The organism is Thioclava sp. FR2 (genome assembly GCF_051200875.1).
Lineage (GTDB): Bacteria > Pseudomonadota > Alphaproteobacteria > Rhodobacterales > Rhodobacteraceae > Pseudotabrizicola.
The window spans coordinates 2,710,292-2,725,022 of sequence record NZ_CP195191.1 but is presented as its reverse complement, the minus strand read 5'-3'; the positions used below and the strand labels follow the sequence as shown (position 1 = coordinate 2,725,022).

At 60.6% G+C, this 14,731-nt stretch carries 12 protein-coding genes; 1 reads left to right on the top strand and 11 read right to left on the bottom strand.

Translation table 11 applies throughout. The features are described from left to right. Positions 1 to 3: 3 nt before the first annotated feature. The 5 genes from ACSBLW_RS13200 to hslV all read right to left on the bottom strand — a co-directional run bounded on the left by ACSBLW_RS13200 (position 4) and on the right by hslV (position 4,709). Positions 4 to 1,104 carry an alpha/beta hydrolase gene (locus ACSBLW_RS13200; RefSeq protein WP_435257083.1) on the bottom strand — a complete coding sequence of 367 codons (1,101 nt, stop codon included), beginning with the start codon at positions 1,102 to 1,104 and terminating at the stop codon, positions 4 to 6. Positions 1,105 to 1,203: 99 nt separating this feature from the next. Next, entirely contained in the window at positions 1,204 to 2,505 is a 1,302-nt protein-coding gene (gene hslU, locus ACSBLW_RS13195; RefSeq protein WP_435257082.1) for an ATP-dependent protease ATPase subunit HslU, read from the bottom strand. After that, on the bottom strand, positions 2,502 to 3,557 hold the full coding sequence (locus ACSBLW_RS13190) for a hypothetical protein (RefSeq protein WP_435257081.1): 1,056 nt from the start codon (positions 3,555 to 3,557) through the stop codon (positions 2,502 to 2,504). Before ACSBLW_RS13190 ends, hslU begins: the two co-directional genes overlap by 4 nt. A gap of 80 nt (positions 3,558 to 3,637) precedes the next feature. Beyond that, complete coding sequence (locus tag ACSBLW_RS13185) at positions 3,638 to 4,156, bottom strand: GNAT family N-acetyltransferase (protein ID WP_435257080.1); 519 nt, start codon at positions 4,154 to 4,156, stop codon at positions 3,638 to 3,640. Further along, positions 4,149 to 4,709, bottom strand: a complete 561-nt coding sequence (gene hslV / locus ACSBLW_RS13180; protein ID WP_435257079.1) for an ATP-dependent protease subunit HslV — start codon at positions 4,707 to 4,709, stop codon at positions 4,149 to 4,151. Before hslV ends, ACSBLW_RS13185 begins: the two co-directional genes overlap by 8 nt. A 100-nt stretch (positions 4,710 to 4,809) precedes the next feature. On the opposite strand from hslV, the gene ACSBLW_RS13175 reads away from it, so the two are divergent. Further along, entirely contained in the window at positions 4,810 to 5,727 is a 918-nt protein-coding gene (locus tag ACSBLW_RS13175; RefSeq protein WP_435257078.1) for a hypothetical protein, read from the top strand. A 98-nt stretch (positions 5,728 to 5,825) separates the two neighbouring features. On the opposite strand, the gene trxA is transcribed toward ACSBLW_RS13175, so the two are convergent. From trxA to tsaE, 6 genes are read right to left on the bottom strand one after another with little or no spacing between them, the layout of a single operon-like run. Further along, positions 5,826 to 6,152, bottom strand: coding sequence for a thioredoxin (trxA, locus tag ACSBLW_RS13170; protein ID WP_435257077.1), 327 nt, complete (start codon positions 6,150 to 6,152; stop codon positions 5,826 to 5,828). A gap of 60 nt (positions 6,153 to 6,212) precedes the next feature. Beyond that, positions 6,213 to 9,563 carry a double-strand break repair helicase AddA gene (gene addA, locus ACSBLW_RS13165; RefSeq protein WP_435257076.1) on the bottom strand — a complete coding sequence of 1,117 codons (3,351 nt, stop codon included), beginning with the start codon at positions 9,561 to 9,563 and terminating at the stop codon, positions 6,213 to 6,215. Further along, positions 9,563 to 12,514 (bottom strand): double-strand break repair protein AddB, encoded by a 2,952-nt coding sequence (gene addB / locus ACSBLW_RS13160; protein WP_435257075.1) that lies wholly within the window; start codon positions 12,512 to 12,514, stop codon positions 9,563 to 9,565. The genes addA and addB overlap by 1 nt, the downstream gene beginning before the upstream one ends. Then, complete coding sequence (locus tag ACSBLW_RS13155) at positions 12,507 to 13,205, bottom strand: nucleotidyltransferase family protein (RefSeq protein ID WP_435257074.1); 699 nt, start codon at positions 13,203 to 13,205, stop codon at positions 12,507 to 12,509. Before ACSBLW_RS13155 ends, addB begins: the two co-directional genes overlap by 8 nt. After that, complete coding sequence (locus ACSBLW_RS13150; RefSeq protein ID WP_435257073.1) at positions 13,184 to 14,200, bottom strand: aminoglycoside phosphotransferase family protein; 1,017 nt, start codon at positions 14,198 to 14,200, stop codon at positions 13,184 to 13,186. The genes ACSBLW_RS13155 and ACSBLW_RS13150 overlap by 22 nt, the downstream gene beginning before the upstream one ends. Further along, positions 14,197 to 14,670, bottom strand: coding sequence for a tRNA (adenosine(37)-N6)-threonylcarbamoyltransferase complex ATPase subunit type 1 TsaE (gene tsaE, locus ACSBLW_RS13145; protein ID WP_435257072.1), 474 nt, complete (start codon positions 14,668 to 14,670; stop codon positions 14,197 to 14,199). The genes ACSBLW_RS13150 and tsaE overlap by 4 nt, the downstream gene beginning before the upstream one ends. Between the last annotated feature and the right edge of the window lie 61 nt (positions 14,671 to 14,731).

Genomic DNA, 14,731 nt, shown 5'->3' with positions numbered 1-14,731 from the left:
TGGTCAGCGCGCAGTGCCGATTTCTGCCACAGGGCGCAGGATGATTTGTGTGGCATTCTGTACCGTCAGCACGACACCGGGAAGAAGTCCGGTCTGCGCAGCGCGGTCTGCGATCAGGGCCTGATCGACCGAGGCGATGCGTTCCAGCAGCCGCAACAAGGCCGGAGAATTTCCAACGTTGAAATGCCCGCTTCCCCGGTTAAAGGCGGCGACGTCCAGAAAGGTGATGGGCAAGTCGGCCACGCGCGTCACATCCGTCAATGTGCCAAGTCTGTCTGTCTGGCCCGAAAGCCGTGCAGAAAGCCGCAAGATACGGTCGCGTTCCGAGGTGAAGACGACGAAGGGTTGCGGGAGTTTTGGAATGGCGTGGGCTTGGGCGCGAAACACATCAATATCAATATCGGGCGAGATCAGCACGACCCCGCGAATACGCTCCATGACATCTTTGTCGCCACGGATTGCAACCTGCCGCAAGGTTTCCATTGTCAGTGCACTGCCCATGGAATGGGCGACGACGATCATCCGTTTTGCCCCAGCGGCCTCCACTTCGCGCAGCAAGCCTTCCAGCCCATCACGCGCAAACAGTGCGGAATCCCGGTCATGAGCATAGCCCAAGGGTTCGGCGGCCGAGGACCATGAGTAATGCACGATGGTGCCTGGAATTTCCAGATCATGCGCCATCTGCGCGATGCGGTAAGTGCCTTCGGCAAAAGTGTTGTTGAACCCATGGACAAAGACAATGGCCTCACCCCCGGTGTGGGCAAGCGACGTCGCAAGATCTGCCCGAAAATGTGGCTCGTCCCTAAAGTCAGTTCGGGCGGCAGTCAGGAAATGGGTTTTGGGGTTGGGTTTGCCATGGGCCGGCGGCCAAGCGATTTCACCGGGTTCACGTTCGGGTGGGATGGAAATGTCATAGCGGGCAAAAGAAAGAGTTTCAGCGCGGCTTTTGTCAAAATCGCCCGCTTCACTCCGCCCCCGCGTGGTGCCTATGAATACAGTCATTAGCTCGCCTGTCTTCGCCGCCTCCGGCACCACCAAAATCGCCCCGCGTGGAGCGCAGGCGGCAAGCGCCAAGGTCAAAAGAAAAACAGAAATTGGTTTCATCGCGCCAAAATCCCCGGCTCTGACCGCAAGCCATACAGGCGCGAAGCCCGCGGTCAAGTGCGGCGGAAAGACTGCTAAGCAGCCTTCCGCCACAAAGCCTTACAGAACGTAACGCGATAGATCGGCCGAACGGGCCAATTGGCCAACATTGGTTTCCACAAAGCCTGCATCGACGACGATTTCTTCACCCGAACGGTCTGGGGCCGAGAAGCTGAGATCTTCGAAAACACGCTCCAGAATGGTGTACAGCCGCCGCGCCCCGATATTTTCAACTGATCCGTTCACTTCGGCCGCGATCCGCGCCAAGGCGGCGATCCCGTCTTCGGTAAAGGTCACGGTCACTTCTTCGGTTGCCATCAGGGCCGCATATTGCCGCGTCAGAGCGTTGTCCGTTTCGGTCAGGATGCGGACGAAATCGCCTTCGGTCAGCGCCTTCAGTTCTACGCGAATAGGAAGGCGGCCCTGCAATTCAGGCAGCAGGTCCGACGGTTTGGCCACATGAAAGGCACCCGAGGCGATAAAGAGGATATGATCGGTCTTTACCGGGCCGTATTTCGTCGAAACGGTTGTCCCTTCGATCAGCGGCAGCAAATCACGCTGCACACCTTCGCGACTGACATCGGCGCCACGGGCGTCAGCGCGGGCGCAGATCTTGTCGATCTCGTCCAGAAACACGATGCCATTGTCCTGAACCGAGGCCATGGCGGTTTGTTTCACCACCTCGTCATCCAAAAGCTTATCGGCCTCTTGGCCGATCAACAGCTCGTAGCTTTCCGCCACGGTCACCTTCTTCCGCTGGGTCCGGCCGCCAAAGGATTTGAACAGGTCTTGCAGACCCTGCATCTGCATTTCCATTCCATTCCCACCGCCAATCATCATCGGGAAGGGCGAGGACGTGTCCTGCAATTCGATCTCGATCACGGTCTGGTCCAACTCGCCCCGGCGCAGCTTGCCGCGAAACATTTCGCGCGTTTGCTCACGGGCATCCTTGCCGGCCAACGCCTCAATTACGCGATCCTCGGCGGCCTTATGGGCACGGGCCTTCACCTCTTCGCGCATCCGCTCGCGGGTTTCGATCATGGCGGCATCCACCAGATCGCGGATGATGCTGTCGACATCGCGCCCGACATAGCCCACTTCGGTGAATTTCGTGGCCTCGACCTTCAGGAATGGTGCCTTCGCCAGCTTTGCCAGACGGCGGCTGATTTCGGTTTTGCCAACGCCTGTCGGCCCGATCATCAGGATGTTTTTCGGATAAACCTCATCCCGCAGATCGTCGCCCAATTGCTTGCGGCGCCAGCGATTGCGCAGGGCAACGGCCACGGCCCGTTTGGCCTCGGCCTGCCCGATGATGAAACGGTCAAGTTCCGAGACGATTTCGCGGGGGGTCAGATCGGTCATGCTTTCAGTCCATAGGGGGGAAGTCGGTCCTTGCCCGGAAAATCGGGCAAGCTGTTCATGATAAAGGCGCGCAGACGGTCCCATTGTGCGCCAAGGAAGACAAGGCCAAGCCCCAGCGCGACAACAATCAGGGCCGAACCGTCAAAAAGGGTAAAGATCAGCCAGATCGCATATCCGGCGCCAGAGACAAGGAAAGACCGCCGGTCAATGACAATGGCAACAATGGCCAACAGAACCAACACCGCCAGCAGCAAGACCTGTCCGCCTTGCCCATGATCCAACAACCGCAAGGCCAAGGTGTTGATGATGGCGGGCGCAGCCATCACATGCAGCCAGAACCCGGTCGTGGCGCGGGTCGAAACCCGATGCGGGTCTGTCATGTCGAATTTCATGGCCAAGGCAAAACAAACCAAGCCAAAGACAAATGACAACAGGGCGGTTGGCCCCTCTTTCGACAGATGCAGCAGACCCAGCGTATCCTGTGGAACAACACCGCGCCCCGCCAGCACAGCCCATAACGTGACAAAGGCTGACCCGGCGATGATCGCCGCATCAAAAGGCACCTGGAACACGCGGTAATGCGCGACCATGACAGCGGCAATGGCCGCCCAATGCGCGGCTTGGGCCGCAAAGCCGTAAAGCCCGATCATGTCGGCGACGACCCGGCCCAGATGCCCGGCTGTCAGGGCGAACATGATCGACAGCGCGATTGACGGGGCGATCATGCGCCGGGACAGGGTGAAATACCTTTGAACCCAGGCAAGAACCGCCAAAGTGCCCAGCACGATCAACAAGGTGTCCGCACCAAAGGGCGGCAGATACTCCGCCCCCAAAAGCAGCGTCACGCCAACCCAGCCGCCATAAAGGATCGACAGGCCAATGACGATGAAGATCTCATTGAACCCTTTGAACAGGACAAAAGGCTCTTCGCCGGGTTCAACCCGTGTCTTGGCCTGCACACGGGCATCTGCCAGTCCAGCCAGTCCTGCGGCCTGCGCCTCGGTGATCAAACCGCGCTGCACTGCAGCCCGTAAATCTTTGTCGTCAATCATTACACGCATCCTCGGCAGACATCTGGCAGATGTAGGGTCGATTAAGTTGGGATGAAAGGTCCGAGTCTCTGACCATGCCGTCAGACCTTGTGATGGCGCATCAAAAGGCAGGCCCCGGTGGCGTCAGCAATCCCCGGAACGGGCCGGAATCCGGCCTTTTCATAGGCGCGGACAGCACGAATGTTTTCCGGGTCTGGGTCAATCCAGATCTCCTTGCACCCTTCGTCGCGCAACATCGCCACAAAACGTTTCAGCACCGCAGTCCCAATTCCCCGGTTCAGGTGCTCAGCTTCGGCCAAGGACAGGTCCACACCAACTGCGCCTTCCGGCATCTGATACAACCAAGGTGCTTCGGTCAGCCAAGGTTCAACCATAGCGTCTGCCATCCGCCAAACCTGAATATAGCCAGCGGGTTCGCCCCCCAACAAAATCAGAAAGGGACGCGTGCTGTCTCGCCCCTCTATCATCTCTCGGACATAGCCAAGTTCTTCGGACGGATCGCCCCACCATTCTAGCCAGTGGGGCCGTTCCATCCACTCGCCCAGCATTGCCAGATCGGCCAGTGTCACCGGACGGAATTGGATTGGCGGGCTATCCACGGATCTTTTCGACCGTCAGATTGCCATTGGTGTAAACACAGATATCGGCTGCAATCGCCATCGCTTGCCGCGCCACCGCTTCCGCATCCAGCGCCTCATTCCCCATCAGGCCGCGTGCGGCGGCCAAGGCGTAATTCCCGCCCGACCCAATCGCCGCAATGTCGTGCTCAGGCTCTAGCACATCGCCCGCACCGGTCATGATGAACAGGTCTTTCCCATCGGTCACGATCAGCATAGCCTCAAGGTTGCGCAGATACTTGTCCATCCGCCAGTCCTTGGCCAGATCGACACAGGCCCGCGCCAATTGCCCCGGCGCCGCCTCCAGCTTCTTCTCCAGCCGTTCCAGCAGGGTAAAGGCATCCGCCGTTGATCCGGCAAATCCGCAAACCACGTCATGACCGCTGGGTTTCAGCCGCCGCACCTTGCGCGCCGATCCCTTGATCACCGTCTGGCCAAGGCTTACCTGCCCATCGCCCGCAACCACAACCTCGCCGCCGCGCCGCACGCCAATGATCGTCGTGCCATGCCATCCGGGAAACTTGTCGTCAGCCATCTGCGGCCCTCCATTCCATTTGGTCTCAATATGATCGCCCGACCCGCCGGGAACAAGGCATAGCCTTGCCGGACAATTGCCCCCCTGCTACCGCTGGCACATGACGCCAGACAGACTTGTCCGCTTTTTCCTTGAGCCCGGCCTGCGCGAAAGCGCCGAGGCGGGAGAGCACAATTTTCTGAACAAGGTGTCAGGCGTGCTTCGCGAAAACGGCTTTCATATCGACTATTGCGGGGATGATCCCGCTGCGGTTGACCTCGCTCTAAAAGACGATGGAAGCTTTTCACTGTTCCACATGCGCCACCCGGTGGGGCCGCGATCACTGGTCTTTCGGCGGGTCTATCACTATCCCTTCTGGGCCATCGAACCCAGTGCGGAACGTTGGCATTGGCACACGGCGCGCTGCCCTTTTCTCCCCGACCAAATCGACCCGGACGAGGCCGCACGCTTTGTGCGGTTCTGGCGCAAGAAACTGTTTGGCCGCGCCCAGCCTTGCCCGACTGGCGACGGATTCCTCTACCTTCCGCTTCAAGGGCAGCTGACCGAACATCGCAGCTTTCAGTCCTGCTCGCCTGTCGAGATGGTCCGCAGGGTTCTGGAACTGGATGCCCGCCCGGTTGTCGCCGCGCTTCACCCCAAGGAAAGCTATACCGAAGAAGATCACGCGGCCCTTGCCGAGCTTGGTGCACAGCATGACCGCCTGACCCTGACCACCGGGGGAATGGATCGCTATCTTCCTGCCTGTGATGCCGTGATCACCCAGAACTCTTCCGTCGCTTTCAACGGCTATTTCCTTGGCAAGCCTGCGGTTCTCTTTGCCGATATCGACTTTCACCACATCGCGCTCGATGCCCGCACCGACCCGCAGGCGGCCGTCCAAACCCTTGCTGCGCATAACCCGGATTATGAACGCTATATCTTTTGGTTCTGGCAGATCATGTCGATCAATGCCGGTCGGCCCGAGGCTGAAGAAGCCATCCGCCGTTCGCTACAGCGTGCGCGCTGGCCAATTGCGTGACGCTCCCCTTGGCAAAGCAAATTGCCCATCCAGTCGCGCAGCATGAAATGAAAAAACCGGGCACGCGGCCCGGTTTCTTGCATTTCGTCTTGTCGAACTCAGATCGAGGACTGGATCCAGTTGGCCAGCGCGGCCTTCGGCGCAGCGCCCATCTTGTTCGAAACAACCTGACCGTCCTTGAACAGGAACAGCGCCGGAATTCCGCGCACACCCAGCATCGCCGGGCTGTCGGGGTTTTCGTCCACATTGACCTTCACGATCTTGACCTTACCTGCATATTCGCTGGCCAGTTCTTCAAGGGCGGGGCCGATCTGACGGCAAGGGCCGCACCATTCGGCCCAGAAATCCACAACAACCGGAATGTCCGAATTGCGGACTTCGGTGTCAAAAGTGGCATCGGTGACGGCGACGGTCGCAGCGCCCATGGTCGTATCTCCTGATGGGAATATGTTGGGCTTGGAAGCTATGCCTCTGACCCAGAATCGTCAAGGTATAGTGGCACGACCCAGTGCCGCAGTCACGATATCGGGATCAAGCGGCATGTAACTCGGCCCTGCTGTCCACAAAATCGCCGTTTCGACACGCCTCCCCGGGTAAACTTGCGCCAGAACATGCGCGTAAGCTCCCATCTGCCGCAGGATGCCGTCCGGCACCTGATCAACCCGTTCTGGAATCACTCGGTTTGATTTGAAATCCACCACCAGAACCAGATCCGGTTTGATCACCAGCCGGTCAACCTGTCCAAGGATCGTGCGGCCCAGCGCAGGGCCGGTCACAACGGCTTCTGCTTGACTGTCAGGGTCAAACAAGAAAGCAAGTGCTGGGTCGCCCAAGACCCCGGCAGCTTCGGCCAAGAACAGCGCGACATCCATGTCTTCAGGCACAATGGCTCGCGCAACTTCCGGCCAAGTAGCCGGATCATGGGCGGGCAAATGTTCCAGCAGGGCATGCAACACAGTCCCCCGCCGTTTGGCGACTTCGGTTTCCTCGCCCTCGCCGGGCAGCGCTTTCGCGCCCCCCAGATCAGATGGCGACACCGGCGGCAAGTCCCGCGCAATTTCTGGTGCCACGGAGGAATACCAGACCGGGAAGACGGGCAGCACTTTTTCCGAGCTGGTCCTTTGGCCTGCGTCTGGCCAGTTGCCGGTTTCGTGCCGCAACCCTCCACCAGAAAGCGCTTGGCTTCCCAGCGCCTGCATCCCCTGATCCACCTGCAAATACCAGCACCATTCTTCCCGTGGCTTCGGCCCCTTGGAAGTACTGCTTCTTGCGTCCCCGGCCCCCGCAACAATCAGCCAAGTCCTTGCCCTTGTCAGCGCAACGTAAAGCAACCGCAGGCTTTCTTCGCGTGACCGCAACTTGCGCTGGGCGGCGACAGAGGCCACTTCGCTCGGTCTTTGATCACCCGGAGGCTTCCACAGGGCGACCTTGTCTTCGCCTTGAACAAACAGATCACGGTCATTGGCTTGCCGGTCCGTCGTATCGGGCAGGATGACAATATTCGCCTCAAGCCCCTTTGCGCCATGCACGGTCATGACGCGAATGCTATCCCCCTCGCCACCCAGCTGACGTTTGACCTCCACCTCATCAGCCTCAAGCCAGACCAGAAAACCCGTCAGACTGGGAACGTCGCGCTGTTCATAGATCAGCGCCTGCGTCAGCAATTCGTCAATCGCGTCTTCGGCCTCGGGCCCAAGCCGCGTCAGCAGGTTTTCCCGGCCACGATGCTGGGTCAAAATCCGCTCCAGCAATTCATATGGCCGCAGAAAGTCGGTCTGGCCGCGCAAATCGTTCAGGATGTTAAGCGTCGCGTCGTTGCTTGAATTCCGCAGCGCCTCCCACAAATACCCCTTTCGGCCATGCGCCAGCCGATAAAGCTGATCCTCTGACCAGCCCAACAAGGGCGAGCGCAGGGCGCTGGCCAAGGCAAGATCGTCGTCCTGTGTCGCCAGAAAAGACAGCAAGGCCTTCAAATCCTTGACCGCGATCTCTTCACCCAGCTTCAACCGGTCGGCACCGGCTATCGCCAGCCCCTCTTGCTTGCAGGCCCGGATCACTTGGGCAAACAGCGGCCCGCGGCGCTGCACCAAGATCAGGAAATCGCCCGGCTTTACCGGCCTCGTCTGGTGCCGCTCATCAATAATCTGCGTACCGCTTTCAATCATCGCGCGAATATTGCCTGCAATTTTCTGGGCCAGTTGAACCGTATGGTGGTCCTCGCTCAGCAAATCGACCGGGCTCCACCCATCGTTATCGCTGGTGGTCTCGACCTTCGGGATCAGCGGCCAAAGATCAACCCGACCGGGCAGGTCGTTGAAAAAGGCGAGGTGGTGCGGCGCAGCGCCCAGCGCCGCCGGGAATTCATTGCCAAAGGTCTTGTCGACAACCTCCAGAACAGCGCGCGCCGACCGAAAGGAATAATCCAGCGACTGATCCTGCATCGGCTGCCCGGCCTCAGAGAAGCTGGCACCAAAAAGCGCATGGCGCGCATCAAAGGCCGAAAGATCCGCCCCCTGGAAGGAATAGATCGACTGTTTCTTATCCCCCACCACAAACAGCGTCCGCGCTTCGCTTCTTGCCCCCGCCCCTGCGGTGAATTCCGCCGCCAGCCGCTCAATGACCTCCCATTGCTGCGGTGAGGTGTCTTGCGCCTCATCCACCAGAATATGGTCTATGCCACCGTCCAGCCGGAACAAGACCCAAGCGGCCAAGGCCGGGTCATTCAGCAAGCGACCGGCCCGGCGGATCAGGTCGTCAAAGTCAAGCAACCCCTGCTCACCCTTGCGCCGTTCATATTCATCCAGAAAAATCCGGGCAAAGCGGTGAAGCACCAACATTTGCTCCGCCGCCACCAGACCCAGCCGCTTGGGACGCGCCGCCTCCACCCGCCCCATCAGGTCGTGGAAGGGGCCAAGCATCTCGCCCATCGCATTGCGAACATCCTTGTTCGCGTATTTGTCGATCTTGGCCTGTGACGGCGTCTTGGTGTCGCTGCCGGTCAGCAGCATGCGTTCCAACTGTTCCAGATCGGCGATTCCGGGCGCCTGCAAATTCAGGTTCCGAATTCTCGGGATATGGCTCGCCTCGCGCTTTCCAAACTGCGCCAAAGCGTCGATCCATTTGGCAAAGATCGCCGCCTCATGGCCCAAAAACACCTCGGCCAGCAGATCGCCCGCAGAAAACCCGGGCGGCAGGTCAAATCGCGCCAGCGCCTCTTCCCGGCGAAGAGTTGGCGGAAAGGATTGGGCCTGCCCGCAAATCGACTGCAAAAGGGAATCAAAGCCATCCCCTAGCCCCTGTTCAGCCATCTGGCGCACCGCATCTGGTGCAATCCGATCTGCCATGTCCTGCAAGATTTCATCGCGCAGCGCTTGCGCGGTGCGGTCATCCATCTCGGCAAAACCGGGTGAAACGCCCGCTTCCAAAGGGTAGCGCCGCAACAGCGTGGCGCAGAAGGAATGGATCGTCTGGATCCGCAAACCCCCCGGCGTTTCAATCGCACGGGCAAAAAGCTGGCGCGCCAAGGCCAGCCGCTCGGGCGTCAGATCCGACCCTTCACCCAGTTCCGCCAAATCTTCGCGCAGCTCCGGGTCCGGCTTCATCGCCCAGACGCCCAACCGTTTGAACAAACGGTTCTGCATCTCGGTCGCTGCGGCCTTGGTATAGGTCAGGCAAAGGATATGCTGGGGCAAGACCCCGTTCAAAAGCAGCCGCGCCACCCGGTCGGTCAGCACCCGCGTCTTTCCAGACCCCGCATTGGCGGACAGCCATGTCGAGACCTCGGGCTTTGCCGCAACAATCTGGGCAACGCTTGCATCGTGCAGAACCTTGGCCATCACGTCTCGTCCCCCACATCTTCGGGGCAAGAGGCGTCGGTCATTTCCCACTCTCCAAACCGCGCCAAGTGGTCAAAGTCGCCCGGGAATCCTTCTTTCATCACAGCCCGCCGGGCGATATATCCCTGCGCCCGGTTTCGATAACTGCTGATCAGTTTCGCCAATCCTTCGCGGGTTTTCTGATGGTCCTCTTGTGAAAGCGGAACCGTCATCCGCTTTTCGCCGCTGCCCAGCCCGATATAGGTGATCTGGCTTACATTCTGCGGCCCAAGACCGGGAAAGCCGCCCTCTTCGGCAAGCAAGGCCGCCAGATGCAACTGCTTTGAGAATGAGGCGATCTGGTCTTTGGTCGGGGGGCTTCCCGTCTTGTAATCCATCAGGTGCAAGGTGCCGTCTTCCAAACGATCAATCCGGTCGGGCGTTCCATAAAGGGTGAATCCCAGATCAGATAAAACCAGCGCCCCCTTGGATTCCAGCCGCAGGGTTTCGCCGCCCAACTCCTCATCCACCGTCAGGAAATGGTCAGCGGCACGTCGCATGCGCGCGGCCCAAAGAATGCGCTCTGCGGGCCAAGGCACACTTTGCTCCAAAAGCGCGTCTGTCAGCGCCAAAAGCCGTTCCTTCGCGGCTTCGCGCGTTTCTCCGTCCGGCCGCTCGCGCACGAACTGCTCCAGAACCGCATGAATGATCGTCCCCCGCTCGCGCGCATCAGGTTCCCGCTTCAGACTGTTCATCGGCTCTAGCCGCAAGATCTTGCTGGCATAAATCGCATAGGGGTCGCGGATCAGGGTTTCCACCCGCGTCAGGGACAAGGCATCGGGCCGATGCGCAACAGGTGGGCGCGGGGCCGGTCTGCGGGCGGGCTTCAATGCTTCCGGTGGGCTCGCAAGCGGACGATCCGTTGCCGCGGCCATGGCCAACCAACGCACCCCCCTTGCGCGCATCTCCTCCAGCGCCCTCGGCCCATCCGCCTGCGGCAAGCCGGAAATCAGGTTCACCAGTCGGTTGATCCAGCGTGACGGCACTGTTTCCGCTTCGGCATTCCGCAAGGCCCGCGACAAGACCACTTCGGGCGCGGCAATCGCCTGCTGAAAATCATGCGCAGCCAGCCCGATCCGCCGTTCCGGCAGCAACAGCCCCGCCTCTTGCCGCATCTTGCGGTTCAACCAAGGATCAGCCGGGGGCAGGCCGGGCCAGACGCCATCGTTCAGGCCCGCCAAAAGCACCAGATCGGCCCCCTGAACCCGCGCCTCGATGGTTCCCCAAATGCTGATCGTCGGATGGGGAACCAAGGGTTCCCGCACTTCCTCGGCCGCAATCAGATCGTCAAACAGGTCCCTGAACTCTCCCGCCGTCAGATCGCCGCCATGACCGGCTTCGGCTTCAAGATTGTCCATGAAGGCCAAGGCCTCTTCGCCTGCCTTCTTTTCCCACAACCCTCCGGTGCCTTCCGGTACAGGACCGCGCGCCAATCTCTCCGCCAGATTGCGCAGGCGACGGACATGGGCCGACAGGGGCAAGCGGCCCGGCGTCTCCAGCGCGTCAATCACGCCGGCCAGTGCCGTCGCCCAACCCAAGGCGGCCTCTTCCTTCTGCCTCATTGCCCAGGCAATCAGATCAGCCCCCTCTGGAAAGACCGGGCCCTTTTTGCGCAGCTCGATCTCCAGATTGCGGGTCAGCAAAAGATGATCCCCGCGTGCCATGGCCGAGGCAGTCAGCGGATGCTTCAACAGCGCTAACAGGCGGTCCGACCCCAGCCTTTGACAAAACAGCCGGGAAATTTGGCGCAAGAACCGACCGGGCGGGGATTGGTTCAACGGAATGCCCGCGCTGTCATCGGGCAAGATTTTCCACCGCGCCAGCGCCGCTGTCACCTGCCGGGTCAGCATCCGGTCGGGCGAAATCAGCGCCGCCTTCCGGCCCGTTTCTGCCGCCTCGCGCAGCATCAGCGCCAAGGCCATCGCCTCTTGGCGCGGGGTCTTGGCCTCGACCAGCGTCAACCCGGAAAGCGCCTTTGGCAAATCTTGCAGATTGCGCCCCTCAACCAACCATTGATCCGTGACCGGCGCAGGCCGCAGCGCCAGTGAAACCACTTTGTTCCGGGCCGGGTCGGGTGGGGTATCCTCTGTCCAAGGAATAATGTCTTTGGGGTGCATCCCCATCCGCTCGGCCAAACGCCGAAACCGGAATTGCGGGTGGTCTTCCGATGTCAGGGCATCATCCAGCTTGTCCCAAATGTCTTGCGGCATGTCGGGATCAACGCCCGGCAAGACCACAGCCCCCTGTGGCAATTGCGCGACCGCCTGCATGAACAGCGCAGTCGTCCCCCTCGATCCGGTCGACCCCGCCACGATCACCGGATGGGCGGGCGCGGCTGCCTTCCAAAGGGTGACAAGATGTTCGGCCAACAACCTTTGGCGTCCATCTTTGTCCGGTGTTTCCGGGTTCGCGAAAAACGGCGCGACGATCATCAGAAACTGCCGTGTCCGTTCCCAATGGGCAGAAAAGTCAGACACATCCAGATCGGCAATCTTTTCCGGGGCCACGCCCTCGACCTGCATTTCCCCCAGCAGCGCGGCAAGGCTTTCAGCCAGATCGGCAATCGCAGACCTTGGCGCAAGATCAGGCTCTTTGTCCAAAAGCCTGCTGATCAGCACCGTCAATTCCAGTTTGCGCCGCAAGGCAGGCACCGCGGGCGGCAATCCCGGCAAGATGAAATCCGCACCCAGATTCGTCACCAACCGCAACCGGGGCAAGATGCAGGCGCCTTCCGCCGCAAAAAGGGCTTCGACGCGCCGCTGCATACGCGCGCTGTTCAGGTAGACCGTAACCCGACCCATCGCCTCGGGCGGCGATCCGGCCATCCTTGCCTTGATCCCGGCAACCAGCGCACGCGGGAAATCCACCCCCGGCGGCAGGCCGAACAGTCTGGGGGTTCCGGCCTCAAACATCATGTGAATTCAGCATGGCCTCTGCCTCGGCAATCCCGCCGGGGTGGCCCACATCGCACCAATCGCCCTGATGAATCACACCAAAGGCCCGACCGGCCTCAATCGCCGCGGTCCAAGGCCTGTGCAGGGAAAAGACCTCGTCCCCTTCACCCTCCAAAATCCTTGGGTTCAGAATCTGCGCGCCCAGATACAGAACGCCATCGCGCCCTTTGGCCCAAGAAATCCGCCCGTCCGCATCCATCACAAAATCACTTCTTCCTGTCGCGCTTCGGGCGACCGAGGCGGGCAGAACCAAGAACAACACATCCATCCGCGCATCGTCCCACGCGTCCAGCAGTTGCGTCAACGGGTTCTGGCCCGTCCAGACCGCATCGGTGTTCAGCGTCACAACCGGCCCCGGGCCCAGCATCGGCAAGGCCCGCCGCAAACCGCCGCCCGTATCCAGAATCCGCTCCCGTTCAACGGAAACGGCAACCCCGCTTCCCTCCAGATGCGCGGTGATCTGGTCTGCCATATAATGCGCATTCACCACCTGCCGCGTCAGTCCGGCCGCAACCCCAACCTCACGCGCATGATCCAGCAAGGCCTTTCCGGCAACTTCGATCAACGGCTTCGGGCGTGAGGCAGTCAGCGCCCCCATCCGCGTGCCAAAACCGGCAGCAAACAACATCAAAGGGGGCTTTGGGCGCATTGGTCCTTGATCCGGGTCAGGGCGTCTGCCGTTGGCAAGGGCAGCGCGGTGTCACAGATGGCTTTCAGATCACGCAGGGCGGGATGGGCAAGGTTCTGCTGGATCTGCCCCCAAACCCGCGGAACAAGGGTCAGGTAATGCGGCTTGCCTGAAACCAGACACAGCCGCGCAAACACGCCCAAAATCCGAAGGCTGCGCTGGGCGCCCAACACCGCAAGCGACGGGGCAACATCCGCAACGCTTGCGCCCCGCTCTGCCGCAAACTTCTGTATGGCCGCTTCAGTCACCTCGGGCGAAACATCTCGTCTGGCATCTTGAATAAGCGACACCAGATCGTAACCGGGCTGTGCCATCTGGGCCAATTGGAAATCCAAAAGCCCGACCCGCGCCACGCCCTCCCGCTCAGGCAGGTCCAGCAGGTTTTGTGCGTGGTAATCGCGCAGGATCATCACCCTTGGGTCATCCGCGTGGGCCTGCATCACGCGGGTCAGTTCCGCCACAAATTCTGCCCGCCCCTCAGGAACGACCCCTGTCACGGCCTTTGCGTACCAGTCCAGGGCAAAGGCCGCCGCCTCTGCCCAGTCTTGCGCCCGAAAATCAGCCAGCCCTGTCGGCGCCTCGTGCCTATGAAGATGCAAAAGCACATCCGTTGCGGCCAGATACAGCCCGCCCTCTCGCTTTGGGCTCTGCTGAACGACATTATAGAAAAGGGCATCCCCCAGATCTTCGATCAGCAGGAACCCGGTCCCAAGATCGGCCTCAAGGATCCTTGGCGCCGACAGCCCGATTTGGCGCAGATGGTCAGCGATGCGGATGAAATCCGCCGGATCATCGCCTTTTCCGGGCGGGGCATCCATCAGAACGGCGCTTCCCCCGTCCCTCCACAGCCGGTCATAACTGCGGTCCGAGGCATCGCCCGCCAGAAAGGCACGACGCGCCTTTTCCCAGCCGATGGCCGCAAGGAAAGCCTGCTTTTCTGCGTTGCGGTCCGTCACTTGGTGAAATCCATCAAGCAATCGGCCAGATCCGGCCGCCCGACAAAGGTGATCTCCGCCATCCGGCCCTCTCCGTCATAGCGCAATTCAACCCTGATCGGATCGGCTGGCACCAGATCCCCCAAGCGGTCTGGCCATTCGACCAAGGCAATCGCCGTCTCGAACGCCTCATCCAGACCCAATTCAATCACCTCGTCAGGATGCGACAGCCGGTAAAGATCGGCATGCCAAAGATCCCCCTCAGCGTGGTCATAGGTCTGAACCAGCGTAAAGGTCGGCGATGGCACATCTTCTTCCCGGCCCAGTCGCGCCCGAATGATCGCCCGCGCCAGATGAGATTTCCCCGCCCCCAGTGTGCCTGTCAGCAAGAGTGTGTCACCCGGCCGCAGCACAGGCGCAATGGCGTGACCCAAGGCCACGGTCCGGTCCGGATCGGAAAGAGGAATATGGAAGGAATTCTGCTGCGCCATCCGGGCAGTTTTACCCCGCCCGACAGCCGCCGCAAGCGCCCCTTGCTGCAAGGCCCGATTT

Excerpts from the sequence above, each read along its gene's own strand:
- trxA (WP_435257077.1), bottom strand. The coding sequence starts at position 6,152 with ATGGGCGCTGCGACCGTCGCCGTCACCGATGCCACTTTTGACACCGAA.
- ACSBLW_RS13200 (WP_435257083.1), bottom strand. The coding sequence starts at position 1,104 with ATGAAACCAATTTCTGTTTTTCTTTTGACCTTGGCGCTTGCCGCCTGC.
- hslU (WP_435257082.1), bottom strand. The coding sequence starts at position 2,505 with ATGACCGATCTGACCCCCCGCGAAATCGTCTCGGAACTTGACCGTTTC.
- ACSBLW_RS13190 (WP_435257081.1), bottom strand. The coding sequence starts at position 3,557 with ATGATTGACGACAAAGATTTACGGGCTGCAGTGCAGCGCGGTTTGATC.
- tsaE (WP_435257072.1), bottom strand. The coding sequence starts at position 14,670 with ATGGCGCAGCAGAATTCCTTCCATATTCCTCTTTCCGATCCGGACCGG.
- hslV (WP_435257079.1), bottom strand. The coding sequence starts at position 4,709 with ATGGCTGACGACAAGTTTCCCGGATGGCATGGCACGACGATCATTGGC.
- ACSBLW_RS13175 (WP_435257078.1), top strand. The coding sequence starts at position 4,810 with ATGACGCCAGACAGACTTGTCCGCTTTTTCCTTGAGCCCGGCCTGCGC.
- addB (WP_435257075.1), bottom strand. The coding sequence starts at position 12,514 with ATGTTTGAGGCCGGAACCCCCAGACTGTTCGGCCTGCCGCCGGGGGTG.
- addA (WP_435257076.1), bottom strand. The coding sequence starts at position 9,563 with ATGGCCAAGGTTCTGCACGATGCAAGCGTTGCCCAGATTGTTGCGGCA.
- ACSBLW_RS13155 (WP_435257074.1), bottom strand. The coding sequence starts at position 13,205 with ATGCGCCCAAAGCCCCCTTTGATGTTGTTTGCTGCCGGTTTTGGCACG.